The sequence below is a fragment of the Bradyrhizobium sp. 192 genome (genome assembly GCF_023100965.1).
Classification (GTDB): Bacteria; Pseudomonadota; Alphaproteobacteria; order Rhizobiales; family Xanthobacteraceae; genus Bradyrhizobium; species Bradyrhizobium symbiodeficiens.
Genome location: NZ_CP064690.1, coordinates 4,724,008 through 4,746,982 on the forward strand (window position 1 = coordinate 4,724,008; position 22,975 = coordinate 4,746,982).

Genomic DNA, 22,975 nt, shown 5'->3' on the forward strand with positions numbered 1-22,975 from the left:
CCCATCCTGTTCGAGTTGACGCCACGGATCATCATGCCGAACTTCCGAGTCGCGCAATCAGGGTGCGCGCGGGTGTTCACCGGAAAGCAACGTTGGGCCTGGATGGGTCCCAAGTTCGCGTTGCGTTCGGACTGGCGATCCGCTAAGTGCCTGATCTCGCTGCTAAGGAAGGGTGGCCGAGTGGTTTAAGGCACCGGTCTTGAAAACCGGCGTGCCCGCAAGGGTACCGTGGGTTCGAATCCCACCCCTTCCGCCAGTCAAGGCCAAAAGTGAGCTGCTGCCGGTTTGATGGACACCAGGTTAAGCTAATCCCACCTTACGCTCGAACTCAACGGGGCTGAGATAGCCGATGGTCGAATGACGCCGGACGGCGTTATGGAACCGCTCGATGTAGTCGAACACATCTGCTCTTGCCTCGTTCCTGGTGCGATAGGTCTTGCGCTCGGTGCGCTCGGTCTTCAACGACGAGAAGAAGCTCTCCATCGCCGCGTTGTCCCACACATTGCCGGATCGGCTCATGCTGCAAACGATCCCGCTGTCGGCCATCAGGCGCTGGAACTGTTCGCTGACGTATTGGCTGCCGCGATCGGAATGATGCATCAAAGCATCCGGGTTGCCGCGGCGCCAGACTGCCATCAACAGGGCATCGGCAACCAATTGCGCTGTCATACTAGAGCTCATCGACCAGCCGACCACACGGCGCGAGAACAGGTCGATCACGGCCGACACGTAGAGCCAGCCCTCGGCGGTCCAGATGTAGGTGAAGTCGGCGATCCACTTCTGGTTCGGCCGCTCAGCCACAAACTGACGATCCAGAAGGTTCGCCGGCACGTTCGCTATCTGCCGGTCGCCTTCGTCCTTCGGCAGGCGCCGGCGCCTTGGTCTCGCCCGCAAGGCCTGCAGGCGCATCAGCCGCTCGATTCGATGCAGGCCGCAGTCGACGCCGTCTGCCAGAAGGTCTCTCCAGACGCGCCGTGCGCCATAGGTCCGGTCGCTGGCAACGAAGCTCGCCTTGACCCTCTGGCCTACCGTCTCGTCGCTTCGGGATCTGGCGCTGGGCGATCGGTTCAGCCAGGCATGGAAGCCCGACCGCGATACGCCCATTGCTTCGCATAGCCATGCCACCGGCCAGATGGTCCGGTGCTTCGCGATGAAGCCGAACTTCATGTCGCTTCCTTCGCGAAGTAGGCAGCGGCCTTTTTTAGGATGTCCCGCTCCGCCTTCAGCTTGGTGACCTCGCGCCGCAGCCGCTCGATCTCCAATTGCTCAGGCTTCATTTGCCCGTGGCCGGGGAAGGCCTGAACGGGATCGGAGCCGAACTCCTTCACCCATTTGCGCAGCACGTTCTCATGAACCCCCAGGTCGCGGCCGGCTTGCGCCACCGACACCCCTCGTTCCCTGACAAGCTTGACCGCCTCGACCTTGAACTCTCGACTGAACTTCCGTCTCTGCATGACCACCTCCGGCTTCATGAAACACCCAATCTCGGTGTCCATCAAACCGGCAGCAGCTCAAAGGCAAATATTTTCAATATAGGGCGCTTTCGACTGACCAATAGCGACTAACCAAACCATTTCGGAACAACTGGTGTGAAGCCATTGTAACGGCCTATGCAGCTGCCGCCTAAAAAGGCAGGGATAATTCTCGACGGCGGGACCGATTCCGAACCGCCCAGCGCGCGGGATCAAACCTAATGGCGAAAACCGGCAGACCAAAGATTGTCTATGACGGGATTTTAGCGGAACCCGTTCCGAGGTGGGGCCTCCTGACAGCGCCGACCGACGACGAGCTTCGCAAGATGCACGACGAAAAAATGAAGGCGCTGTTTGTTCATTACAAACTCGATCCCACAGACGCGTTTGAATTCGATCCCGCAAGAACGGCAATTGCTTGGTCCAAACTTGCTTGGCATCTGGCTAGGGACCACGTTCCTGGCTTTAGTGAGCCACCGCGCAAGCGTGGCAAACCAGCGAAGTTGACTGACGAGAATATATCACTTGCCATGCACGTCGAACTCCTAAAGCGTCGGGATGGTTTGTCTGACCGAAAAGCGATCACGATGATAGCTGCCCAAAAGTTAATTCCCGGCTCGGAGCAAGCTCTCCGTCAGCGGTACAAAAGGACAAAAAAGTCCTTTGTCCCGATGGCGGTCTTGTTCGACAACATCGTTGCTGCCAAGGGCAGTAATTTGGTTGTGTCCACATTGGAGGAGGTGCTTTTGCGGGGACATTAAAGTTTGATTTTTGTCCCCGCACTGCATCTGTGAGAGATGAGATTCCGACGCGAAACCTTGCGGAGGCATCCATGTCAGATCATCTTTCAATTGAAGTCCTCGGCATCTTACGTGGTGCTGCCGATGGCCCCCTCGCGATAGGCACTCTGGCCTTGATTGCCCTAACGGTTGCGACTTTTCGACTGCCAAAGCGGTGATCGCATCGGCGACACTGGCTAGTCGTTTGGTGAGTGAAAGTTTATCGTGATGATCATCGCTAGTTATTTCAAGCGTTTGCGCAGAAGCGCGGCGGATGATGTTTCCGCCTACCTTCGGTGCCGTGGATTTCATGGCGGCGTCTGCAGGTTTCGTACCGCTGGACCAATTGCGTTCACAGTCACCCGGCTCGGAATCATTAGCGGGTGTGCTCAGGCGGCCATCCCGCCCCCGTGATGGTCTCGCGGCCACATCGAATATCCGGTGAACCCCGATCTTGTGATGTACGGCATTCTGCCGTACACTCGAAATCGGAGATCGATTCATGCTCAACCCAAAGCGAAATAGCCCGGCCAAGGCTCGGATGGCAAAATCCAAAAAGGCCAAGACCACTCGCAAATCAAAGCTGCCGAAATCCAAGACTGAGGGCGTGTCCCGGCTCGAGGCCCGAATTCCGACGAATGTCTATCGGGATGCGGAGCGGGCTGCGAAGTTACGCGGCCTGACGTTGACCGCGTTCGTCACGACGACCATCAGTGAGGCGGCCCATCGCGCCATCGAGGAGACCAGCATTATCCGTCTGGCGCGAGCCGACCAGATCGCTTTCGCTCAAGCGCTGACGAATCCACCGGAGCCGAACGCAAGGCTGCTTGCTGCCAAGCGTCGTCATGCCGCGCTGATCGGGAAGTGAGCAAACCGCCTTTCAGAATTGAGGCGCTGTCGTCGCACGACCGCGCCTCGTTCAGTTGTGGCAATGACCGGATCGACAAATATTTTCGCGAGACGGTCACCCAGGACACCAAACGCGATCTCGCGCGCTGTTTCGTTGCGGTCGAAAACGGGACGGACAAGCTCGCAGGGTTCTATACGCTGTCGTCGAATAGCGTGCTTCTTTCGGAGATTCCCGACCATCTCAAAAAGAAGCTGCCGCGATATCCGACTGTGGGTGTCGCTCTCATCAGTTGGCTTGGCCGGCATCTCGACTTCAGGGGACGAGGTCTCGGGGAGGCGCTGCTGTTCGACGCCATCAAGACGATCGCCGCCGCGCCGATTGCTTCCCATGCAATCATTGTCGATCCAATCGACGACGACGCAGCCAGATTTTACCGCGAGTTCGACTTCGTGAGCTTGTCCTCCGACGACCGGAGCAGGATGTATCTTCCGGTTGCGACTGCAAGGAAGCTGATCGATGGTTGACGCTCGTTCGTCGGGCTTTCCCCGGGCAGGTGACCAGTGAACCAAACCTCAAATCCAGCCGCGCTCGACAAGCTGAAGCTCCGCATTCAGGCGTTGCGTGCCAAGACGATCGCCAATGGCTGCACCGAGGACGAGGCGCTGTCCGCCGCCGCCAAGGTTGCCGAGTTGCTGGATCGCCACGATCTGTCGCTCTCCGACGTCGAGCTGCGCGCCTCGCCGTGCGAACGGAGGGTCTACGAGACCTATCGCAAGAAGCGAATTCCGCTGGACGACTGCATTGGCGCGATCGCTCATTTCTGCGATTGCCGGGTCTGGCGCGAGAAGAACGCAGGCGGCGACAACATCTATGTGTTCTTCGGTCTCGGCGCGGATGTCGAGGTCGCGCATTATCTGGCCGAATTGATCGATGGCGCCGTACGCGCCGAGCTCGGTCGCTTCAAGACCTCGGTCGACTACAGCAGGTTCCGGCACCAGCAGCGGCATCTCGCCAATGCCTCCTTCGCGCTCGGAATGGTGGCCTCCATCGCGGACCGGCTGGTGGCGATCAAGGCTGGTCGCGATCAGGCCAACGAAGGCACCGGCCGCGGACTGGTGGTCCTCAAGACCTCGGTGGTCGGCGCCGAATTCGACAAGCTCGCCCTCAATCTCAGGAATCAGCGCAGCGGCGGACGGATGGTGTCGATGACGGCCTATGAAGCCGGCGGCGCTGCGGGAGCGTCGCTGGCGATCAATCCGGGCCTTGGCGGCTCGCGGTCAGGGACGACTCCCAAGGGTAACTGACCGCGTGAGCGGCGCGGCTTCGGCTGGAACTGAGAGCACGGCGGTGTCATTCCGGTCGATCAGCAGCCGTCTGCGTGTTGGCCGGTGAGAGGAGGGGGCGTGAACTGCGCTTGGCTCCCAGCCGCCGCCACGCGCGCTCCTGCACCCCCGTCTCTTTTGAACGCAGTAAATTTCAGCTCTTCGGACCCGCGCCCTTTAGCGCGTCCCACGCGGCCTGGTTCGCCTGATCGAACGCCTTCCGGGATTCCGCGAGCGCGGCGCTCAGAACCGACCAGGATTCGCTGCCGGCCTGCTTCAGCTTCTGCAGACGCGCTTCGGCTTCGGACGCATCGGATTTCATTTGCTTGAGCGCGGCATCGACATCGACGGTGCGGGCTGAGGCCACTTTGCCCGCGGCGTCGCGGAATTTGTCCGCCGCTTCGCGCCAGGCCTTGGCCTGGGCTGCTGCAACGTCCTTGAAGGTGGCCTGTTGCTGCTCGAACTGTTTGCCGGCGCCTTCGAAGTAGGTTTTCACCTGGGCCTCGAATCCGGCCCATTGCTTTTCCAGATCGGCCTTGGCCTCGGTCCAGGCGGCTTCACCTGCTTCCGCCTGGGTCTTGAGCATCGCCTGAAATGCGTCGCGGCGCGTCGTCAGATCGGACAGGAGCCGATCGGTCTTGACCTTGGACCCGGCCTTGGCCTGGCCGGCCTTGACTTCGAACGAGGCCAACGCGGCATCCATTTCGTCGATCCGCTCCTTGGCCCAGTTGAGGTAAAAATGCATGCTGCTCTGTTGTGACATGGCGGTCTCCATCTGCTTGCGTGAAGAGGATCCCAGAGCTTTGGCTGGGTCGTATTGACCTGTCTCAATGACTTCGTCGTCTCCGATGTTTGGCCTTCGACAGGAACTCGGCCGTTTCCGGCTTGTTGTTCGCACTCTCGTCCAGCCACGGAGAGCGCTCTTGGAAAGTACGATCATTGGAGAATTCGACACGCGCCGCAATGCCGAGCTTGCGGTTGAGCATGTCGTGCAGGAATGCGGCGTGCCGCGAAGCGACGTCTTTGTCCAGCCAGCGGGCCGTGCGAACACGGCGGGCACGCGTGCGGCAGGTAGCGACGTCAAGGCTGCGCCCGCGCCGGAAGGGCGGGAGAAGCTGGAGGGCGTGATCGAGGTCTCCGTGGATTTTCACGGCGATGCTCCCGAGAAGATTGCAGATGCCTTGAAGGGCGCCGGAGCAAAGACTGTCCGAAGCAAGTAACGTCTGTTGGCTCCGGCACTCGCTTTAACTCCATCGCCTCGTCGCGGCGTGGAACCCGTTGAGCGTTCGGCGCGTTTAGCCGCGAATGCGATTGCGAGGTCCACCTGCTTCAGAGTTCATCGACCCTGATACCCGGCGACACCGTCTGGCGGCGCTGCAAGGCGCGGCGCATGGCGGTTTTGAACGATGCTGCCGATTATTTCGCGGCCCTGCGCGAGGCGCTGCTCGAAGCGCAAGATCTCGTCTACATCGTCGGGTGGGATATTCATAGCGAGACCAGGCTCGCCGGAGCGTCCGGGCGGGCAGGGGACGGCTTGCCGGAACAGCTCGGCCCATTCCTGCGCGCACTCGTGCAGCGCCGGCCGGCCTTGCGGATCAACATTCTCGTCTGGGACTTCGTCTCGTTCTACGCCGCCGAAAGGGAGTGGAATTCAGCGGCCAAATTCACCGCCGACACCGACGGCCGCGTCCGATTTGAACTGGATTCCACGCTTCCGTTCGGTTCGGCCCAGCACCAGAAGATCGTCTGCATCGACGGTTCGCTGGCATTCGTCGGCGGGCTGGATCTCACGATCAGGCGCTGGGACACGAGTGAGCATCGCGCCGATCACGACTCGCGCCGCGATCCCGGGGGCAAGCCATACCCGCCGTTTCACGATGTTCAATGCCTGGTCGAGGGCGATGCCGCCGCCTCGCTGTTCGAGCTTGCGGAGGAGCGCTGGCGTGCGGCGGGCCAACAGACGGATGACCGGCGCGCGCCGAGCAGCATGCGCTGGCCGTCGAATGCACCGGTCGAGGCCGAGCATATCCCCGTGGGCATCGCCAGGACCGAGGTGGTTTGCCCTGGCGGCTCAACCATCAGGGAGGTCGAACGCTCCATGATTGCGGCGATCCGGTCCGCGACGAGCTTCGTTTACATCGAGAACCAGTTCACCAGCGCCATCAAAATCGCGCATGAGCTGGCGCACCAGATGCAGCGCGTGCCTTCGCTTCAGGTTATGGTCGTTGCTCCCAAATTGCATTCCTCATGGCTTGAATCCCAGGCCATGCAGAACGGCCGCGGGGCCTTCATCGGCTGCTTCGATGAGGCGGGAGTCGCTGACCGTATTCGCTTCGTCTACCCGGTCTCACGCGACGGTGACAAGGAAGCGGCCGTGATGGTGCACAGCAAGCTCATGATCGTCGACGATCGGATCCTGAGGATCGGTTCGGCCAATCTGAACAACCGGTCGATGGGCGCCGACAGCGAATGCGACCTGATCTTTGAAGCCGCATCCGACGAGCATCGCAAGTTCATCGCCTCGGTTCGCCGTCGCCTGATCGCCCATTTCTGCGGGCTCGACGAACAGACCGTGACGCAAAACGACGATCGTCTCCCAGCCCTCCTGGACGAAATGTCGAGAGCTGATCGCGCGAAGACGCTGCGGGAGCTGGAGGCTTCCGTCCTGACCAGCACGCTGGCCACAATGGTTCAACCGGTGGCCGACCCTGAGCGGCCTCTTCATCTCGAGAGGGCGGCATCTCGCATGTGGAGCACGAAGACCGTCATCGGGATCGTATCGATCGCGGCCGCACTCTTCGGCCTGGCGATGGCCTGGTCGTACACGTCGTTGAGCGGCTTCGCCGACACGGGTCGCATCTCGACCTTGCTGTCCGCCTATTCCCAGTCCATCTGGGGGCCGCCACTCGCGATCGCGGCCTTTGTCGTCGGCGGGCTTGTGCTGTTTCCGGTGCTCGTGCTGATTGCAGCAACTGCCGCCGCGCTTGGGCCATGGCTGGGTTTCGTCACGGCGACCGCCGGCGTGCTGCTCAGCGCCTTCATCCTTTTCGCGATCGGACGGGCCCTCGGACGGCAGCGTCTCCAGCGATTGCTCGGGCGGCGTGCCGCGCGGATCCAGGACCGTGCCGTCGGCAAGGGTGTTCTGGCCGTCGTCGTCATCCGGATGATTCCCATCGCACCGTTCTCGGTGGTGAATGTCGTGGCTGGCGCGAGCACGCTGCCTCTCAGTGACTTCTTGATCGGGACCGCACTCGGCATGACGCCTGGTATTCTTGCCATGGCGGTTGTCGGAGCCCAGATCGCGGAGTTGGCCACGAATGCATCCTGGAGCAACATCTTGCTGTTTGCGCTGGCGTTCCTGGGCTGGCTCGGCATCTGCGTGGGGGCGCAGTTCGTCGCGACCTGGCTCGCCGGGAGGCGCTGATGCGCTTCATGACCTGGAACGTGCATGGCACCTTCAATCTCAATCCGAAGTTCGAACTGGAGGGGGTCTGCTCCATCCTGAGCAAATGGGCCCCTGATGTCGTCGCGCTTCAGGAGGTAGATTCGCGATCGAGGACTGACGATCCGTTTGCGAAGCTGGCAAGTGTCGTCGGCGATCACCGCGTTCACGCCAAGTCGATTGTCACCGCCGATGGCGACTACGGACAGATGCTCCTGAGCCGCTTTCCGTTCTCCGCAGTGCCCGAGATTGTCGACGTCTCTTACCGCGAGCGCGAGCCGCGCAGAGCCATTGCCACGAGCCTGCTGACACCGGTTGGCGACGTGCGCGTGGTCGCTACGCATCTCGGCCTGAGCGTCCACGAGCGTTATGCGCAGGCTCAGGCCCTTGTCGGCCTGGTCAAGCCGACAAGGACCATCGTCCTTGGCGATTTCAACGACTGGCTCTGGGTCAAATCCGTGCGGCGCGTGCTCGCGCAGGTCTGCCCGAACCGAACCCGCGTGCGCACCTTCCCGGCGCGCTTGCCCGTTCTACGACTCGATCGGATCTACGCGACGCCCGACGGCCGCTTCGGGAAAGTGTGGACCGACGACGAGGCGAGAGCGCTCTCGGACCATTTGCCCGTGATCGCGGATATTGAGTTTTAGGGCCTTGAGGGCTTACAAAAACGCTTTGTTTTACAACAGCTTCGCTACTGTGCATGGGGTTGTTTTTCGATATTTTGGTGGAGCGGCCTTCGGGCAGGGCGGCTGGGTCCGCCTTGTGGAACCTTTCCGCCGCATCTGCGTTGTCTTCGCATGACTGAAGACCTTTCTTACCGACGCAAACCCCTGACCCCCGAGCAGCGCCAGGCGCGCGATGCGACACGCCGGATCGAGGCGGAAAAAGCCATGCGCGACCATGAAGAGGCGCAGAAGGCGTTTTACGCCAACAAGGAGCGGCTGAGGGCCGAGCGGCTGGCGCGTGAATCCGCGGGGGAAAAGGCCTGATCCAGCCTGGGTCCTGCCGGCAATCTTCCGACGCGATGTTTTCGAACGATGCCGCTGGCTAATGCCGGTTCTGCATGCGTGTCGCGCTCCAAACCAGCATCAGAGCCTGGACGGCCCCTGTGAACGCGCGGCGGGGCGTTTGCGCCTCGATGGCTTCGGCTGCGATGCGGCAATCTTCGGCGACCTTGAGCAGTCCGCCTCGCGCGAGGTCCATGGTGGATAGAGCGGCCTGCTCCAGGCAGACCCGTTCAAGCCGTCGAAACTCCCGCAGCTCTCTGTTCATGCGTCAGCTCCCGGTATGCCCCAAACTATGCGGCGCTGAGTCTGCTTAACGATTGGTAAACAGTCTCTACCTAGCCGCGCTGGCTGGCGCCGGGCTGGTGCGGCTCTGCACGCACCGGCGCAGGCGCATCGGCAGGCTTGACGGCGTTTGGCTTCCGCCGGAAGCTTCAACCGATCCCAACTGACGCGAAGCACGGAGACGTTCGCTCCCAGCAAGTCCGATCCATCAGCGAAACCACAATGGAGCTGACCATGACCACGTTCGACAAGCGCGAGCAGGGCTTCGAGGCCAAATTCGCCCACGACGAGGAATTCATGTTCAAGGCTGCCGCCCGGTCCAACAAGCTGCTCGGGCTCTGGGCCGCAGGCCAGCTCGGGCTCGGCGGCGATGCCGCGGCAAGCTACGCAACCGCGCTGGTGACGGACCATCTGGAGAGCCGGACGATGGACGAGGTGCTGGACAAGGTGTCAGGCGATCTCGCCGCCAAGGGCATCGCGCGTGAGCAGGTCGCGGCCAAGCTTCAGGAATGCCTGCACCAGGCGCTGGCGCAGCTCGAAGGGGACAAGCAATAGGGCCGACGTTGGTGCCTCACTCCACATGCTTGCGCCCGCCGGAATCGCCGAGCTTGTCGACGTAGGCAATGCCGATCGCCGAGACGACGAAGGTGAGGTGGATCAGCACCTGCCACATCACGCCGGTCTCGGTGTAGCCGGCGCGGTCCAAGCCGAGATTGCCGGCCTCGATGAAGGTGCGCAGCAGCGCGATCGAGGAGATGCCGATGATGGCCATGGCGAGCTTGATCTTGAGCACGCTCGCATTGACGTGACCGAGCCATTCCGGCTCGTCGGGATGGCCCTGCAGGTCGAGCCGCGAGACGAATGTCTCGTAGCCGCCGACGATCACCATCACGAGCAGATTGGAGATCATCACGACGTCGATCAGCGCGAGCACGCTCATCATGATCTGCTGCTCGGTAAGGTCGATCGCGTGCCAGGAGAGGTGCCAGAGCTCCTTGAGGAACAGCACGATGTAGACGCATTGCGCCACGATCAGTCCGAGATAGAGCGGCAGTTGCAGCCAGCGCGAGCCGAAGATGATCATCGGCAGCAGGCCCAGGCGCGGCAGGGGCGCACGAGGTTCGGCACGAGGTTCGGATTGGGGTGAAGGCTCAACCGACATTCAGGCCGCATCCTCGCAAACGAAGCGATCTCGCTTTCCTCTAGCCCGACAACATGGCCGGCGGAAGACGCAGCGCGCGTCTCGCTTTCGTCGACGCACGCTATTTCGTGCTAGCGTACCGGACGGCCGATCGCGCGACGGCCGGGATCGGAAGGCGGGGAATGACGAGGAGCGGCTTTGGCAGATGGTCCGGCGGGATCGCGCTCGCCGGCCTGATCGTGGTCGGCGTCGGCTCCGCGGAAGTCTCGGCGACACCGCTGACGCCGTTTCGCTACGAGACACAGGCGCAGCGTCATTGCCCGCACGACAAGGTGGTCTGGCTCGATTTCCGCAAAGGCATCTACTACCGCAAGGGGCAGAAGCGATATGGCCAAGGCTTCGACGGCAGCTTCGTCTGCCTGAACGAAGCCCGCGACGGCCTCTATCGCCGCTCCCTGCTGGGCCTGCGCTGAGTGGCGCGTGACGCCGGCTATTTCTGCGCCGGCAGCCTGACCGGCACGTGCGGGGAAATGCTGATGATCCGGGGGCTTCCGTCCGGATAGGTGCGGTCGCCGCGGATCAGAGATTCCAGGACCAGAAAGAATTTCTCGGCAAGCATGTGCGTCACCCCAGTTGGTGATGGCCTCTGGACATGAGTCGAGGCACCGAACGCGGAAATTCAATCAACAGAATGGGAGTGGGACATCGGCGCATGCTGCGCCGCGGTGGAGCCGTGCCGGGGAGGATGAAGCGGCGCTCAGGCGAACGCCAGCGCCACGAGGCTCGAGCAGAGCAGGACCAAACCGCTGGCGGTCAATGCCAGGAAGCCGTCAGATACCAGATCATGGTTGCGCATGGGACACCTGCCGCTCTCGTCTTTGATACCCGGTCGGATCGATCAAAATTGTCCGAACGCACGGTCTTGAAAGAGGTGATGCTTGCCTCTCGCGCGAGTGCCCTCAGGCCCTCGTGCGGTAGCCTTCAAACGCATGGGCCAAAAAGATTCCCACGCTTACCAAACCCATCAGTGCCGAAACCGTCTCGATCATCGTTAAATTCCAAATCCCGCCCTTGCATCCGAGAGAACGCGGACGGCCTTGCACAGTCAAAAGAATTCCAGTGAAGCCGGCGACAATGGGGGTGGAGTGAGGATTTGGCGCAACAGAATGTCCAGCCGTGGCACAGAGCAGGCCATCGCTCCGTAGAACAACGGAAAAATGCGAACGTCTCGTTTACCATCCCGGCGGGATCGCTGCGCGCTCCCCATTTCCGCCGTGTTCGGGTTGCGTTATCGTTACCGCTTCCGATGCGGTGGTGGGCCGCCTCGGATCAAAGGACTGGACAGCGCTCCCCGTCTCCAAAGCGGGTTGGGTACGCCTCCGGCAAAGTGGTATTTGGGGCGCATGGGGATCCGACGTTCAGATTCGGTTTTGCGGGCCGCACGTGGCGTTGCGGCGGTCGCAACCTGCCTTGCGCTGGCCAATTGCGCCTCGTCCAACAAGTTCGCCAGCCGCGTCGATCCGAAATACGGCGTGTCCTCGAGCCCCCGGGTCGTGGCTTTCGGGGAACCGGTCCCGAAGGGCGGCGGCACCTACCGCGTCGGCAAGCCCTACGTCGTGGGGGGTAAGACCTACGTTCCGGAGGAGGACGTCAATTACCGCGCCGAGGGCATGGCGTCCTGGTACGGCGACGACTTCCACGGCCGCCTGACCGCCAATGGCGAAGTGTTCGACATGACCTCGCTGACCGCGGCGCATCCGACCCTGCCGATGCCATCCTATGCGCGGGTGACCAATATCTCGAACGGCAAGTCGCTGATCGTGCGCGTCAACGACCGCGGCCCCTATCACGGCAATCGCCTCATCGATGTCTCGAACAAGGCCGCCGAACTGCTTGAATTCAAAGGCAATGGCGTCGCCAGGGTGCGCGTCGAATATGTCGGCCGGGCGCCGCTCGAAGGCTCCGACGACCGCCAGCTCCTGGCGACCCTGCGCACCGGCGTTCCGGCGCCGTCGCCCTCGATGGTCCGGGTCGCCTCGGCCAAGCCGTTCGTGCCGGAATTGCCGGGATCGAGCCGCGGCGACGTGCCGATGCCGGAGGGACGGCCGTATAATCTCGGCACGACTTCCGCCGACATGGCTTCGCTCAATGCGACCTCGGAAATGTCGGCGTCGAGCCGCAGCCGGGGCCGGGCGGTCCACAACGCCCGCGCCGTGTCCTATGAGGAAGACCGCCGCTACGCCGCGGAGAGCGCTCCCGCGTCGGCCGACGGCGCTGCCGAGGCCCGCAGCATCCTGAGCGGCCGCGGGCTCTATTAGGCCGCACTCTCCTTCAAGAATTTCACCAGCGCCGCATTCACCTCGTCGGGCCGTTCCTGCTGGACCCAATGGCCGGCGCCCTCGATGATCAGCTTTCGCTTCAGGTTGGGCAGCACGCGCTCGAGCTCGTTGACGCGCTTGGCGCCGATCAGGCCGGTAATGACGGCGTCCTTGGAGCCGGCGATGAACAGCGAGGGCTGACGGATCTGCGCATCCTGCCAGGGCGCCGTCAGCTCCCAATTGCGGTCGAGGTTGCGGTACCAGTTCAGCCCGCCGCGAAAGCCGGACTTGCGGAAGCTTTCGGTGAAATAGGCGAGGTCAACTTCGCCGAGCCAGTCGGGCAGCGGCTCATCGGTGGTGGCGTGGCCGAGAAAGCCCGTGCCGTCCTGCACGAACATGGCAGCGCTGGGATCGGCAAGGCCGCGGCCGCCGAGCACGATGCGCATGGTGCGCGCGACGTCATGCTCCAGCTCGGCCTCGGCGACGCCGGGCGTCTGGAAATACTGCCAGTAGAAATTGGTGATGCCGCCCTGGCGCAGCAGGTCGAGCGGCTTGCCGCGGCCGCGGAACGGCGGCGGAACGCTCAGGCCTGCCACCGCCGTGAAGATGTCGGGCCGGAACAGCGCCGCGTGCCAGGCCACCGGCGCACCCCAGTCGTGGCCGACCACCATGGCCTTGGTCTCGCCGAGCGCCTGCACGAGGCCGACGACGTCGCCGACCGTATCGAAGATCGAGTATGCCGCTGCGTCCGGCGGCGCCGAGCTCTGGCCATAGCCGCGCATGTCGGGGGCGACGACATGAAACCCGGCTTCGGCCAGCGCGGGGATCTGGTGGCGCCAGGAATAGGACAGCTCCGGCCAGCCATGGCACAGCACCACCAGCGGACCCTGGCCGGCTTCGCGGATGAAGAGATCGATGCCGTTGGCCTTGATCACGCGGGTAGAAGACATCGCTTTTCCGCCTTGTTTCAGGGGTTTGGTCGAGAAACATAAGACACCACGATAGGGGCGCAGCGAGAATCGTGCAATCTCACGGCAGGCGTCAGCCCCGTGTTGTTCGCACCGGTTCCAACTGTTAGAACGCCGCTCTCAGGGCTTGGCCATGGCATTTCGTCTTTTTTCGTTCCGTCGGACCCGGTTCACCGCCGGAGCGATGGCGCGCGGGATGGTCGCCGCCGCCGTGGCGGCGGGGATCGGCTGGGGCGGGGCTCTCTATGCGGCCAACCAGAGCGTCCAGGGTGCCAAGAAGACGGAGGATGCCGGCTTCGACGGCGATGCTCCGACCGCGATCCTGATCGAGGCCTCCAGCGGCAGCGTGCTGTTCGAGAAGAACGCCGACGAGCTGCGCGCGCCCTCCAGCATGATGAAGCTGATGACGGCCGAGGTCGTCTTCAATGCCATCAAGAAGGGCGACATCAAGCTGACCGACGAATACCGGATCAGCGAGAACGCCTGGCGCAGGGGCGGGGCGCCCTCGGGCGGCTCGACCATGTTCGCGGCCATCAACAGCAAGGTCTCGGTCGACGACCTCCTGCACGGCGCGATCATCCAGAGCGGCAACGACGCCTGCATCGCGCTCGCCGAAGCCATGGCCGGCAACGAGAAAATCTTCGCATCCGACTTCATGACCAAGCGTGCCCGCGAGCTCGGCATGACCAAGTCAACTTTCGGCAACTCCAATGGGCTGCCCGACCCTGGCAACAAGATGACGGTGCGCGAGCTCGGCGTGCTCGCCCGGCACATCATCCTGGACTTTCCGGAGTTCTACAAACTGTTCGGCGAGAAGGAGTACACCTGGAACAAGATCCGTCAATTCAATCGCAATCCATTGCTCAATTCGATGGAAGGCGCCGACGGGCTGAAGACCGGCTACACCAAGGAAGGCGGCTACGGCATGGTCGGCTCGGCCGTGCAGAACGGCACGCGGCTGATTGTGGTCGTCAACGGTTTGGAAGACCACGAGGATCGCGCCACCGAAGCCAAAAAGATGCTGGAATGGGGTTTTCGCAACTTCGAGACCCGCACGCTGATCGCGGCCGAGCAGCCCGTCGGCTACGCCAAGGTGTTCGGCGGCGAGAGCCGCTCGGTCAGGCTCGTCGCCAAGACCCCGGTGAAGGTGATGGTGCACAAGAACGGCAGCGACAAGCTGATTGCGCGTATCGTCTATAGCGGCCCGGTGCGGGCGCCGGTCGAGGCCGGCCAGCGCGTCGGTGTGGTCCGGGTCTGGCGCAGTGGCAACATTGCGGTGGAGACGCCGGTCTATGCGGCCGAAGCGATCGGCACCGGCTCGACCGTGCGACGCGCGATCGACGGTGCCAGCGAGCTCGTGATCGGAATGTTCCGCGCAGGCGCCGAGAAGCTCTGATCATGAGTGAGAGCGCAGGACAGCGGCCGTCCGGACGCGGACGCTTCATAACCTTTGAAGGCGGCGAGGGCACGGGCAAGTCGACCCAGATCAAGAAGCTCGCCGACCGCCTCAAGGCGGCAAAGCTGCGGATCCGCGTCACGCGGGAGCCGGGCGGCTCGCCGGGCGCCGAGATCATGCGTCATCTGGTGCTGTCGGGCATGGGCAGGCTGCTCGGCCCCGAGGCGGAGACGCTGCTGTTTGCCGCCGCGCGCGACGACCATGTCCGCACCGTGATCCTGCCCGCGCTCAACCAGGGCACCTGGGTGCTGTGCGACCGCTTCGCCGACTCGACACGGGCCTACCAGGGCAGCCTCGGCCAGGTGCCTGAGAGCCTGATCAACGCGATGCAGCGGGTCACGATCGGCGATCTCAAGCCGGACCTCACCATCATCCTCGATTTGCCGGTCGAGATCGGCCTGCAGCGCGCCGCCGCGCGCCGCGGCAGCGCCACGCCCGACCGGTTCGAGGGCGAGAAGCTCGGTTTTCACCAGGGCTTGCGCGAGGCCTATCGCAAGATTGCCGCGGACGATCCCGCGCGCTGCGTGCTGATCGACGCCAATTCCGACCCTGACACGGTCGCAGGCCGAGTCTGGACGGTGCTGCGTGACCGTCTCCTTCCCACACCAGCCTCGGTGGTCTCCGCATGAGCCCGCGTCAGACCGAACGTGAAAGCGCCATTCCGCATCCGCGCGAGACATCGAAGCTGTTCGGCCATCGCGGGGCCGAGACCGCGCTGCTGGCGGCCTATCGCAGCGGGCGGATTCCGCACGCCTGGCTGATCGGCGGTCCGCAGGGCATCGGCAAGGCGACGCTGGCCTATCGCATGGCGCGCTTCGTGCTCGCCCACAGCCAGCCGCTGGCGCCCGCCGTGCAGCGCGCCGAAGACCTCGCGATCGATCCTGAGGACGCCGTGGCGCGGCAGGTGGCGGCCGGCTCGCATGGCGGCCTGTTGACGCTGGAGCGCACCGCCAACGATCGCGGCGTGACGCGCACCGTGATCACCGTCGACGAGACGCGCGAGACCATCGGCTTCTTCGGCTCGACTGCCGCGGCCGAAGGCTGGCGCGTCTGCATCGTCGACACCGTCGACGAACTCAATCCGAACGCGGCCAACGCGCTTCTGAAAATTCTTGAGGAGCCGCCGCAGCAATCGCTGTTCCTTCTGGTGAGCCACGCCCCCGCGCGCGTACTCGCCACGATCCAGTCGCGCTGCCGCAAGCTGCGCCTGCGATCGCTCGCCACGAATGACGTGATCGGGGCGGCGGCGGCCGCAGCCGAGCTCGATCCGAACGATCCTGCGCTGCGTGAGGCCGCAGAGGCCTCCGAGGGCAGCGTTGCACGGGCGCTGACGCTGCTCGGCGGCGATGCTCTGAAGCTGCAGCAGCGCACGGCGGCGATGTTGGCGCGACTGCCGCAGGTCGATCCGCGCGAACTGCACACGCTCGGCGATTCGCTTCCCACCAACGACCGCGTCGCGCTCGGCGCCTTCATCGACGGCATCGACCGCTGGATCGCGGAGCGCCTGCATGCGGACGATGCCAATGCCAACCAGAACCTGCCGCGCCTTGCGCGCCTAGCCGAGGTATGGGAAAAGATCGTCCGCGCCGCGCGCGACACCGAAACCTACAATCTGGAGCGCAAGCCCTTGGTTTTCTCGGTGTTCGGCTGGCTGGCGGACGCGACGCGCTGAAGCATGAGCCGGGAAAGTGCGGAGCGGTTTTCCGAAACAATCATGCGGAAGACGACGACCTGACGCAGGTTCGTTTCCCGATTTTTGAGATGCCGACAAAAGGAATTCGTCGTGGCAACGCGAGCTAAGAAAACCGCCAAGGGCAAGAAGAAGGCTGCGAAGAAAGCCGTCAAGAAAGCCGCGAGGAAGGCTGTGAAAGCGCTTGCGCGCAAAGCTGCCAAGACGGGCAAGACGGCCGCGAAGGCGAAGAAGGCTGCCGCCAGGAAGAGCGTGAAGAAGAGCGCCGCGAAGACGGTAAAGAAGGCCAGCAAGCAAGCCGCCAAGAAGCCGGCCGTCGCCAGGAAGGCGGTGAAGAAAGCGGTCAAGAAGCCGGCCAAAGCTCCTGCGAAGAAAGTGGCCAGGAAGGCCAAGGTGACTGCGGCTGCGGTGATCGCCACGCCGGCCCCTGTCGCTGCCCAGCGGGAGGCTGTTAAGCCCCAAGTGTCGAAGCCCAAAGTGTCGAAGCCTAAGGTGCAGCCTGCGCCGAAGCCTGTCGCAGCTCCGCAAGTCCGCGCATCCGTTGCCGCACCCGCGCGCGACAACGTCTTCTACATCACGACCGCCATCGCCTATCCCAACGGCGTCCCGCATATCGGACACGCCTATGAGGCGATCGCGACCGACGTGCTGGCGCGCTTTGCGCGGCTCGACGGCAAGGACGTGTTCTTCCTGACCGGCACCGACGAGCACGGTCAGAAGATGGTGCAGACGGCGGCCGGCGAGGGCATGTCTGCAGCCGACCTCGCAACCCGCAATGCTGGTCGCTTCAAGCAGATGGACGAGCGTCTGAACGTCTCGTTCGACCGTTTCATTCGCACCACCGAGGAGCAGCATCATCGCTCCAGCCAGGAGATCTGGCGGCGCATGGAGGCGAACGGCGACATCTATGCCGACGTCTATGCCGGCTGGTATTCCGTGCGGGACGAGGCCTATTACGCCGAGGACGAGACGCGCTTGAACGATGACGGCGTCCGGCTCGGCCCGCAGGGCACGCCGGTCGAATGGGTCGAGGAGAAGAGCTATTTCTTCCGCCTGTCGGCCTACCAGGACAAGCTGTTGAAACTTTACGCGGACCAGCCCGACTTCATCGGGCCGGATTCCCGCAAGAACGAGGTGGTGAGCTTCGTCAAAGGCGGCCTGCGTGATCTCTCGATCTCGCGCACCACATTCGATTGGGGCGTCAAGGTCCCCGGCGACGAAGAGCACGTGATGTATGTCTGGGTCGACGCGCTGACCAACTACATCACCGGCGTCGGCTTTCCCGACGAGAACGACAAGAACTGGCGCTATTGGCCGGCCGATGTGCACATCATCGGCAAGGACATCATCCGTTTCCACGCGGTGTACTGGCCGGCATTCCTGCTGTCGGCCGGGATTCGGCTGCCGAAGCGGGTCTATGCTCACGGCTTCCTGTTCAGCCGGGGCGAGAAGATGTCGAAGTCGGTCGGCAACGTCGTCGATCCCTTCAACCTCGCCGACCAGTACGGCGTCGACCAGGTGCGCTATTTCTTCCTGCGCGAGGTGCCGTTCGGACAGGACGGCAATTACAACCACGAGGCCATCGTGGCGCGCATCAACGCCGACCTCGCCAACGATCTAGGCAACCTCGCGCAGCGTTCGCTGTCGATGATCGCAAAACAGCTCAGCGGCGTGCTGCCCGAGCCCGGCGAGTTCAGCGACAACGACAAGGCGATTTTGGCGATGGCCGACGGTATGGTCGCCGCGTCCCGCGCGGCCATGGCGACGCAACAGATCCATCACTGGCTCAACGCCGTGTGGGCCGTGGTCGCGGAGGCCAACCGCTATTTCGCGGGCGAGGCGCCGTGGGCGCTCGCCAAGACCGATCCTGTCAGGCAGAAGACGGTGCTCTATGTCACCGCCGAAGTCGTGCGCCAGATCGCGATCCTGGCGCAGCCCGCGATGCCGACCGCCTCGGGATTGCTGCTCGACAGCCTCGGTATTCCCGAGACCGAGCGCACTTTCGCGATGCTCGGTGGGGACAAGCGCATCGCGCCGGGCTCGACGCTGCCGGCGCCGACGCCGGCATTCCCGCGCTACATCGAGCCCGCGGCTTAAACACGACCCGGCGCCCGGGTCCCGGCCTTACGCTTGCCTAGGAGGGCTTGCGCGGGACGCCTGGACCTGCGCAGCCCCTTGCTGACAGGTATTCAGATGGGCGGCTAACCGCGCGACCGACGCCGCGCACGCGATTTTGGTCCGTGTCATTGATCCAGATCAATGCAACTTGAGCGCCAGACTCTGCTTTTCGCACCTAGGCAGGATAGGTGAGAATTGAGTCCACCGGATATCAAGGACGAAGGCAAGTCGCCAAAAAAGCTTGGGAGGTCGCTCAGAGCCGGATTTCGGCAGCGACTGCGTAACCTGAGATTGGGGCAGGGACCCGCTCATCGAGACCGCACAGCGGCCGATTTGCGCGCAAGCGAAGCGAGGTTCAGAGGAGTCCTGGCGGCCAGTCCGGACGCCGTTATCATGATCAGCGTCGCTGGCGTGATCGAATTCGCCAGTGATCGTGTCACCGACATTTTCGGATACGCGCCCGACGAGCTTGTCGGCAGCTCGATCGAGGTGCTGATCCCCGAACGATTTCGCGGCGAACACTCCAATCAGATCAAAGCCTATTTCCGGAAGCCGACCTCTCGAATGATGGGTGGTGGATTGCTGCTGTCTGGGCGTCGTAAGGACACGACGGAATTCCCGGCCGAGATCAGCATCAGTCCGATCATCGTAGCCGACCGGAATGCCGCGATCGCTGCAGTGAGGGACGTTTCCAGCCGCAGAACCCTCGAAGCGCTCCAGCAAGGAGCAGCGGAAGCGTTGCGCGAGAGCGAGGAGCGCCTGAGATATTTCATCAAATACTCGCCCGCCGCGATCGCGATGCTCGATAATGAGCTGCGTTACATCGTCTACAGCGACCGCTGGCTGGTCGACTACGGTCTCATTGGACGCGATCTGCGCGGGCTGTCACATTATGAAGTCTTTCCCGAAATTCCAGAACGCTGGCGCGCGATTCACCGCCGCGCCCTTGCGGGCGAGACACTTCATGCCGACGAGGATTCGTTCACGAGATCCGACGGACGGCTGCAATGGCTGCGCTGGGAGGTACGCCCCTGGTTCGATGCGCTCGGCAACATCGGCGGCGTCGCCTTCCTGACGGAAGACATCACGGACCGCAAGCGGATCGAAGCACAACTCGCACAAGCGCAGAAGATGGAAGCGATCGGCCAGTTGACTGGCGGCATCGCCCATGACTTCAACAATCTGCTGACTGTCGTCCTCGGCAACGCAGAGGTCCTCAAGGATGAGATCAAGAACGACGATCTTCGCAAGCTGGTCGAGCCGATCATCGCCGCCGCCGAGCGCGGCGCGAGCCTGACGCAACTCATGCTCGCCTACGCGCGCCGCCAGGCGCTCGAGCCCAGCACGTTCGAGCTGAATGAGGTCGTGACGCACATGAATGCGCTGTTGCGGCGTACCATCGGCGAGAATGTCGAAGTCGAACTTCGACTTGCGAAGCCGTTGTGGAGCGTGACCGCCGATATCCGCCAAACCGAGACTGCCATTCTCAATATCGTCCTCAATGCGCGCGATGCGATGCCGCAGGGTGGCAAGCTGACGATCGAGACGGCCAACGTCGATCTCTCGGACGATTATGCCGCGCACAACTTGGAGGTTAATCCAGGGCAGTACGTCATGATGGCCTTGTCCGACACGGGCAGCGGCATCGCCCCGGAGATGCGTGACCGCATCTTCGAGCCGTTCTTCACGACCAAGCCGGTCGGCAAGGGGACGGGACTCGGACTCAGCATGGTCTACGGCTTCGTCAAGCAGACCGGCGGGCACATCCAGGTCTACAGCGAAGTCGGGCACGGCACGTGCATCAAGATCTATTTGCCGCGTGCCGAGGCCGGCTCGACGACCGCTGTCCCGTCTTCACAGGCTCCGGCACCCGCCGCGACCGGCGCTGAATCCATCCTTGTCGTCGAGGACGACCCTCATGTGCGGATGTTTGCCGTCCAGCAATTGCGCCGCCTGGGTTATCGGGTGACGGAGGCCGGCGACGGACCGTCCGCGCTCCTGGAAGTTTCGCGTTCCGGAGCGCCCGATCTGTTGTTCACGGACGTCGTGATGCCTGGCGGCATGACCGGACGTGAACTCGCGGAGCGGATCGGACAGAGCGTCCCAGGCATTCGAGTTCTGTTCACCTCGGGCTATACCGAGAACTCGATCGTCCATCATGGTCGGCTCGATGCCGGGGTGCATTTGCTGCAAAAACCCTACAGGAGCGACAAGCTGGCGCAGAAGGTGCGCGAGGTGCTGGACCTCTGATCCTGACCGCCGACGGCGCTTGGCCGCGCAGGAACCGGCCGGGGCGCGAAATCGGCGGTCCGGTTGACGTCTCCTCACACTACCCCTACCTGTGAGCTGAGGCCCCCGTCGACAGCCATCCAGCACCGTCGAAGGTCGGGACCGCGGACGGCCGACCTCTGGTTTGGAAAGCGACGCTCGATAATGCTTGTCGACAGCCACTGCCATTTGGATTTCCCCGACTTTGCGGAAGATCTCGACGGAATCGTGTCGCGAGCGCGCGCGGCCGGCATCGGCCGCATGGTCACGATCTCGACTCGGGTGCGAAAGCTCGATCAGATTCTGGCCATCGCTGAGCGCTACGACGACGTCTACTGCTCGGTCGGCACTCATCCGCACAATGCGGATGAGGAGGACGGCATTTCGCCGGACGAGCTGGTTGCGTTCACGGAGCACCCCAAGGTCGTCGCGCTCGGCGAAGCCGGGCTCGATTATTTCTACGACAACGGCTCGCCGGAGGCGCAGGCGAGGGGCTTTCGCGCCCACATTGCAGCCGCGCGCGCCACCGGCCTGCCGTTGGTGATCCACACCCGCGAAGCCGACGCGGACTGCGCGCGCATCCTGGAAGAGGAGGCGGCCAAGGGATCGTTTCGCGCCGTGCTGCATTGCTATACGGGCGGGCGCGAATTGGCGCTGAAGGCGGTGTCGCTGGGCCTCTACATCGGCTTCACGGGCATCCTGACCTTCAAGAAATCGGAGACCTTGCGGGCGCTGGCGGCCGAACTTCCATCCGATCGCATCCTGGTCGAAACGGACTCGCCTTATCTTGCGCCCGGCAAATTCCGGGGTAAACGCAACGAGCCCGCTTATGTGATCGAGGTGGCGAAAGTGCTGGCCGAGACGCGCGGCGTATCGTTTGACGAGATCTCGCGCCAGACCAGCGAAAACTTCTTCCGCCTGTTTTCCAAGGTGAAGGCATAGCACTGGGAGCCGCATGACGCTGACGCTGACGATCCTGGGCTGCGGCTCTTCCGCCGGCGTGCCGCGCCCGGCACTGGGCTGGGGTGCCTGCGATCCCAGCAATCCCAAGAACCGCCGTCGCCGCTGCTCGCTGCTGGTCGAACGGATCTCCGAGCACGGCACCACGCGCATCGTGATCGACACCTCGCCGGACCTGCGCGAGCAATTGCTCGCGACCAATGTCGATCACATCGACGCGGTGTTTCTGACCCATGAGCACGCCGACCAGACCCACGGCATGGATGATCTGCGTTCGGTCGTGATGCACATGCGCCGTCGTATCCCGACCTATTTCAACCAGTCGACGGCCAAGGACATCCTGTCGCGGTTCTCCTATTGCTTCATCTCGCCGGAGGGCAGCGACTATCCGCCGATCCTGACCCGGCATTCGATCGAGGCGGGGGAAAGCCAGACCGTTCTGGGGAAAGGCGGCGCCGTCACGATGACGGCGTTTCTGGTGCAACACGGCAACATCCCCGCGCTCGGCTACCGCATCGGGGATGCGGCCTACACACCCGATCTCAACGACATCCCGCGCGAGAGCTGGGGGGCGCTGGAAAACCTCGATCTCTGGATCGTCGACGGCCTGCGCTACACCAACCATGTCAGCCATTTCAGCATCAACGACGCGCTGTCCTGGATCGAGCGGTTCAAGCCGAAGCGCGCGGTCATCACCAACATGACGGCCGACGTCGATTACGAGGTCATCCGGCAATCGCTGCCCGCAGGCGTCGTGCCCGCTTTTGACGGGCTGCGGCTGGAGACGCACTGAACCTGCGGTAGAAATTCCGCCGCCGGCAGGCATAGTCCTTGCTTGCATCGGCTGCATCATGTTGATCTAACGTCTGAAAGACAGGCGTTGGGCAAGGGCGGTAGGCAGG

General features: G+C 63.1%; 24 protein-coding genes and 1 tRNA gene. 19 read left to right on the forward strand and 6 right to left on the reverse strand.

The window, feature by feature from the left end; translation table 11 throughout:
* Window positions 1-166: 166 nt before the first annotated feature.
* Window positions 167-256 (forward strand) — tRNA-Ser (locus tag IVB24_RS21595).
* A gap of 44 nt (window positions 257-300) precedes the next feature.
* On the opposite strand, the gene IVB24_RS21600 is transcribed toward IVB24_RS21595, so the two are convergent.
* Window positions 301-1,454 (reverse strand): IS3 family transposase gene (locus IVB24_RS21600; RefSeq protein ID WP_247768568.1). Its coding sequence is split into 2 segments (ribosomal slippage): window positions 301-1,205 and window positions 1,205-1,454, totalling 1,155 coding nucleotides; the frame shifts between segments, so codons are not numbered across the junction.
* A 239-nt stretch (window positions 1,455-1,693) separates the two neighbouring features.
* Here IVB24_RS21600 and IVB24_RS21605 point away from each other — a divergent pair.
* The 4 genes from IVB24_RS21605 (at window position 1,694) to IVB24_RS21620 (ending at window position 4,405) form a co-directional block, all read left to right on the forward strand.
* On the forward strand, window positions 1,694-2,233 hold the full coding sequence (locus tag IVB24_RS21605) for a hypothetical protein (protein WP_247768569.1): 540 nt from the start codon (window positions 1,694-1,696) through the stop codon (window positions 2,231-2,233).
* A 559-nt stretch (window positions 2,234-2,792) separates the two neighbouring features.
* Window positions 2,793-3,119 (forward strand): DUF1778 domain-containing protein, encoded by a 327-nt coding sequence (locus tag IVB24_RS21610; RefSeq protein ID WP_247768571.1) that lies wholly within the window; start codon window positions 2,793-2,795, stop codon window positions 3,117-3,119.
* Window positions 3,116-3,625, forward strand: a complete 510-nt coding sequence (locus IVB24_RS21615) for a GNAT family N-acetyltransferase (RefSeq protein ID WP_247768573.1) — start codon at window positions 3,116-3,118, stop codon at window positions 3,623-3,625. The genes IVB24_RS21610 and IVB24_RS21615 overlap by 4 nt, the downstream gene beginning before the upstream one ends.
* Window positions 3,626-3,661: 36 nt before the next feature.
* Window positions 3,662-4,405: a DUF2786 domain-containing protein gene (locus tag IVB24_RS21620; protein WP_247768574.1), complete on the forward strand. Its 744-nt coding sequence runs from the start codon at window positions 3,662-3,664 to the stop codon at window positions 4,403-4,405.
* A 172-nt stretch (window positions 4,406-4,577) separates the two neighbouring features.
* Here the strand turns inward: IVB24_RS21620 and IVB24_RS21625 are convergent, their stop codons facing one another.
* Window positions 4,578-5,363, reverse strand: coding sequence for a hypothetical protein (locus IVB24_RS21625; protein WP_346771336.1), 786 nt, complete (start codon window positions 5,361-5,363; stop codon window positions 4,578-4,580).
* Between IVB24_RS21625 and IVB24_RS21630 the strand changes: the two genes are divergently transcribed.
* From IVB24_RS21630 to IVB24_RS21645, 4 genes are all read left to right on the forward strand, one after another.
* Window positions 5,347-5,643 (forward strand): hypothetical protein, encoded by a 297-nt coding sequence (locus IVB24_RS21630; RefSeq protein WP_247768576.1) that lies wholly within the window; start codon window positions 5,347-5,349, stop codon window positions 5,641-5,643. The two genes, IVB24_RS21625 and IVB24_RS21630, sit on opposite strands and share 17 nt — an antisense overlap.
* 170 nt (window positions 5,644-5,813) lie before the next feature.
* Window positions 5,814-7,847 (forward strand): VTT domain-containing protein, encoded by a 2,034-nt coding sequence (locus tag IVB24_RS21635; protein ID WP_247768577.1) that lies wholly within the window; start codon window positions 5,814-5,816, stop codon window positions 7,845-7,847.
* Window positions 7,847-8,512 carry an endonuclease/exonuclease/phosphatase family protein gene (locus IVB24_RS21640; protein WP_247768579.1) on the forward strand — a complete coding sequence of 222 codons (666 nt, stop codon included), beginning with the start codon at window positions 7,847-7,849 and terminating at the stop codon, window positions 8,510-8,512. Before IVB24_RS21635 ends, IVB24_RS21640 begins: the two co-directional genes overlap by 1 nt.
* 150 nt (window positions 8,513-8,662) lie before the next feature.
* Window positions 8,663-8,854, forward strand: a complete 192-nt coding sequence (locus IVB24_RS21645; RefSeq protein WP_094973914.1) for a hypothetical protein — start codon at window positions 8,663-8,665, stop codon at window positions 8,852-8,854.
* Window positions 8,855-8,912: 58 nt separating this feature from the next.
* Here the strand turns inward: IVB24_RS21645 and IVB24_RS21650 are convergent, their stop codons facing one another.
* Window positions 8,913-9,137, reverse strand: coding sequence for a hypothetical protein (locus tag IVB24_RS21650; protein ID WP_094973913.1), 225 nt, complete (start codon window positions 9,135-9,137; stop codon window positions 8,913-8,915).
* 251 nt (window positions 9,138-9,388) lie between these two features.
* Between IVB24_RS21650 and IVB24_RS21655 the strand changes: the two genes are divergently transcribed.
* Entirely contained in the window at window positions 9,389-9,709 is a 321-nt protein-coding gene (locus tag IVB24_RS21655) for a DUF1476 domain-containing protein (RefSeq protein WP_166469357.1), read from the forward strand.
* Between the two features lie 16 nt (window positions 9,710-9,725).
* Here the strand turns inward: IVB24_RS21655 and IVB24_RS21660 are convergent, their stop codons facing one another.
* Window positions 9,726-10,316 (reverse strand): TIGR00645 family protein, encoded by a 591-nt coding sequence (locus IVB24_RS21660; RefSeq protein ID WP_166469358.1) that lies wholly within the window; start codon window positions 10,314-10,316, stop codon window positions 9,726-9,728.
* 161 nt (window positions 10,317-10,477) lie between these two features.
* On the opposite strand from IVB24_RS21660, the gene IVB24_RS21665 reads away from it, so the two are divergent.
* Entirely contained in the window at window positions 10,478-10,768 is a 291-nt protein-coding gene (locus tag IVB24_RS21665) for a hypothetical protein (RefSeq protein WP_247768581.1), read from the forward strand.
* Window positions 10,769-10,785: 17 nt separating this feature from the next.
* On the opposite strand, the gene IVB24_RS40060 is transcribed toward IVB24_RS21665, so the two are convergent.
* Entirely contained in the window at window positions 10,786-10,914 is a 129-nt protein-coding gene (locus IVB24_RS40060; RefSeq protein ID WP_256471477.1) for a hypothetical protein, read from the reverse strand.
* Between the two features lie 784 nt (window positions 10,915-11,698).
* Here IVB24_RS40060 and IVB24_RS21670 point away from each other — a divergent pair.
* A complete protein-coding gene (locus IVB24_RS21670; RefSeq protein WP_247768582.1) occupies window positions 11,699-12,613 on the forward strand; it encodes a septal ring lytic transglycosylase RlpA family protein in 915 nt (304 codons plus the stop codon).
* Here IVB24_RS21670 and IVB24_RS21675 read toward each other — a convergent pair.
* Complete coding sequence (locus tag IVB24_RS21675; RefSeq protein ID WP_247768584.1) at window positions 12,610-13,563, reverse strand: alpha/beta hydrolase; 954 nt, start codon at window positions 13,561-13,563, stop codon at window positions 12,610-12,612. The genes IVB24_RS21670 and IVB24_RS21675 overlap by 4 nt on opposite strands.
* A gap of 151 nt (window positions 13,564-13,714) precedes the next feature.
* Here IVB24_RS21675 and IVB24_RS21680 point away from each other — a divergent pair, with 151 nt between their 5' ends.
* From IVB24_RS21680 to IVB24_RS21710, 7 genes are all read left to right on the forward strand, one after another.
* Entirely contained in the window at window positions 13,715-14,977 is a 1,263-nt protein-coding gene (locus IVB24_RS21680; protein ID WP_247768585.1) for a D-alanyl-D-alanine carboxypeptidase family protein, read from the forward strand.
* Window positions 14,978-14,979: 2 nt separating this feature from the next.
* On the forward strand, window positions 14,980-15,666 hold the full coding sequence (gene tmk, locus IVB24_RS21685) for a dTMP kinase (RefSeq protein ID WP_166475097.1): 687 nt from the start codon (window positions 14,980-14,982) through the stop codon (window positions 15,664-15,666).
* Complete coding sequence (locus IVB24_RS21690; RefSeq protein WP_247768587.1) at window positions 15,663-16,709, forward strand: DNA polymerase III subunit delta'; 1,047 nt, start codon at window positions 15,663-15,665, stop codon at window positions 16,707-16,709. Before tmk ends, IVB24_RS21690 begins: the two co-directional genes overlap by 4 nt.
* Window positions 16,710-16,820: 111 nt before the next feature.
* Window positions 16,821-18,824, forward strand: a complete 2,004-nt coding sequence (gene metG, locus IVB24_RS21695; protein ID WP_247768589.1) for a methionine--tRNA ligase — start codon at window positions 16,821-16,823, stop codon at window positions 18,822-18,824.
* Window positions 18,825-19,238: 414 nt separating this feature from the next.
* Window positions 19,239-21,095, forward strand: a complete 1,857-nt coding sequence (locus tag IVB24_RS21700; RefSeq protein WP_247768591.1) for a PAS domain-containing sensor histidine kinase — start codon at window positions 19,239-19,241, stop codon at window positions 21,093-21,095.
* Window positions 21,096-21,278: 183 nt separating this feature from the next.
* Window positions 21,279-22,055 (forward strand): TatD family hydrolase, encoded by a 777-nt coding sequence (locus IVB24_RS21705; protein WP_247768592.1) that lies wholly within the window; start codon window positions 21,279-21,281, stop codon window positions 22,053-22,055.
* A gap of 13 nt (window positions 22,056-22,068) precedes the next feature.
* Window positions 22,069-22,866, forward strand: a complete 798-nt coding sequence (locus IVB24_RS21710; protein WP_094973901.1) for an MBL fold metallo-hydrolase — start codon at window positions 22,069-22,071, stop codon at window positions 22,864-22,866.
* Window positions 22,867-22,975 lie beyond the last annotated feature (109 nt).

What these genes read in the sequence shown, in the direction of transcription:
- IVB24_RS21625 (WP_346771336.1), bottom strand. Translation starts at nt 5,363, where the DNA reads ATGATCGTACTTTCCAAGAGCGCTCTCCGTGGCTGGACGAGAGTGCGA.
- IVB24_RS21655 (WP_166469357.1), top strand. Translation starts at nt 9,389, where the DNA reads ATGACCACGTTCGACAAGCGCGAGCAGGGCTTCGAGGCCAAATTCGCC.
- IVB24_RS21635 (WP_247768577.1), top strand. Translation starts at nt 5,814, where the DNA reads ATGGCGGTTTTGAACGATGCTGCCGATTATTTCGCGGCCCTGCGCGAG.
- IVB24_RS21675 (WP_247768584.1), bottom strand. Translation starts at nt 13,563, where the DNA reads ATGTCTTCTACCCGCGTGATCAAGGCCAACGGCATCGATCTCTTCATC.
- IVB24_RS21665 (WP_247768581.1), top strand. Translation starts at nt 10,478, where the DNA reads ATGACGAGGAGCGGCTTTGGCAGATGGTCCGGCGGGATCGCGCTCGCC.
- IVB24_RS21705 (WP_247768592.1), top strand. Translation starts at nt 21,279, where the DNA reads ATGCTTGTCGACAGCCACTGCCATTTGGATTTCCCCGACTTTGCGGAA.
- IVB24_RS21680 (WP_247768585.1), top strand. Translation starts at nt 13,715, where the DNA reads ATGGCATTTCGTCTTTTTTCGTTCCGTCGGACCCGGTTCACCGCCGGA.
- IVB24_RS21640 (WP_247768579.1), top strand. Translation starts at nt 7,847, where the DNA reads ATGCGCTTCATGACCTGGAACGTGCATGGCACCTTCAATCTCAATCCG.
- IVB24_RS21670 (WP_247768582.1), top strand. Translation starts at nt 11,699, where the DNA reads ATGGGGATCCGACGTTCAGATTCGGTTTTGCGGGCCGCACGTGGCGTT.
- tmk (WP_166475097.1), top strand. Translation starts at nt 14,980, where the DNA reads ATGAGTGAGAGCGCAGGACAGCGGCCGTCCGGACGCGGACGCTTCATA.
- IVB24_RS40060 (WP_256471477.1), bottom strand. Translation starts at nt 10,914, where the DNA reads ATGCTTGCCGAGAAATTCTTTCTGGTCCTGGAATCTCTGATCCGCGGC.
- IVB24_RS21700 (WP_247768591.1), top strand. Translation starts at nt 19,239, where the DNA reads ATGATCAGCGTCGCTGGCGTGATCGAATTCGCCAGTGATCGTGTCACC.
- IVB24_RS21645 (WP_094973914.1), top strand. Translation starts at nt 8,663, where the DNA reads ATGACTGAAGACCTTTCTTACCGACGCAAACCCCTGACCCCCGAGCAG.
- IVB24_RS21610 (WP_247768571.1), top strand. Translation starts at nt 2,793, where the DNA reads ATGGCAAAATCCAAAAAGGCCAAGACCACTCGCAAATCAAAGCTGCCG.
- IVB24_RS21690 (WP_247768587.1), top strand. Translation starts at nt 15,663, where the DNA reads ATGAGCCCGCGTCAGACCGAACGTGAAAGCGCCATTCCGCATCCGCGC.
- IVB24_RS21660 (WP_166469358.1), bottom strand. Translation starts at nt 10,316, where the DNA reads ATGTCGGTTGAGCCTTCACCCCAATCCGAACCTCGTGCCGAACCTCGT.
- IVB24_RS21650 (WP_094973913.1), bottom strand. Translation starts at nt 9,137, where the DNA reads ATGAACAGAGAGCTGCGGGAGTTTCGACGGCTTGAACGGGTCTGCCTG.
- IVB24_RS21710 (WP_094973901.1), top strand. Translation starts at nt 22,069, where the DNA reads ATGACGCTGACGCTGACGATCCTGGGCTGCGGCTCTTCCGCCGGCGTG.
- IVB24_RS21605 (WP_247768569.1), top strand. Translation starts at nt 1,694, where the DNA reads ATGGCGAAAACCGGCAGACCAAAGATTGTCTATGACGGGATTTTAGCG.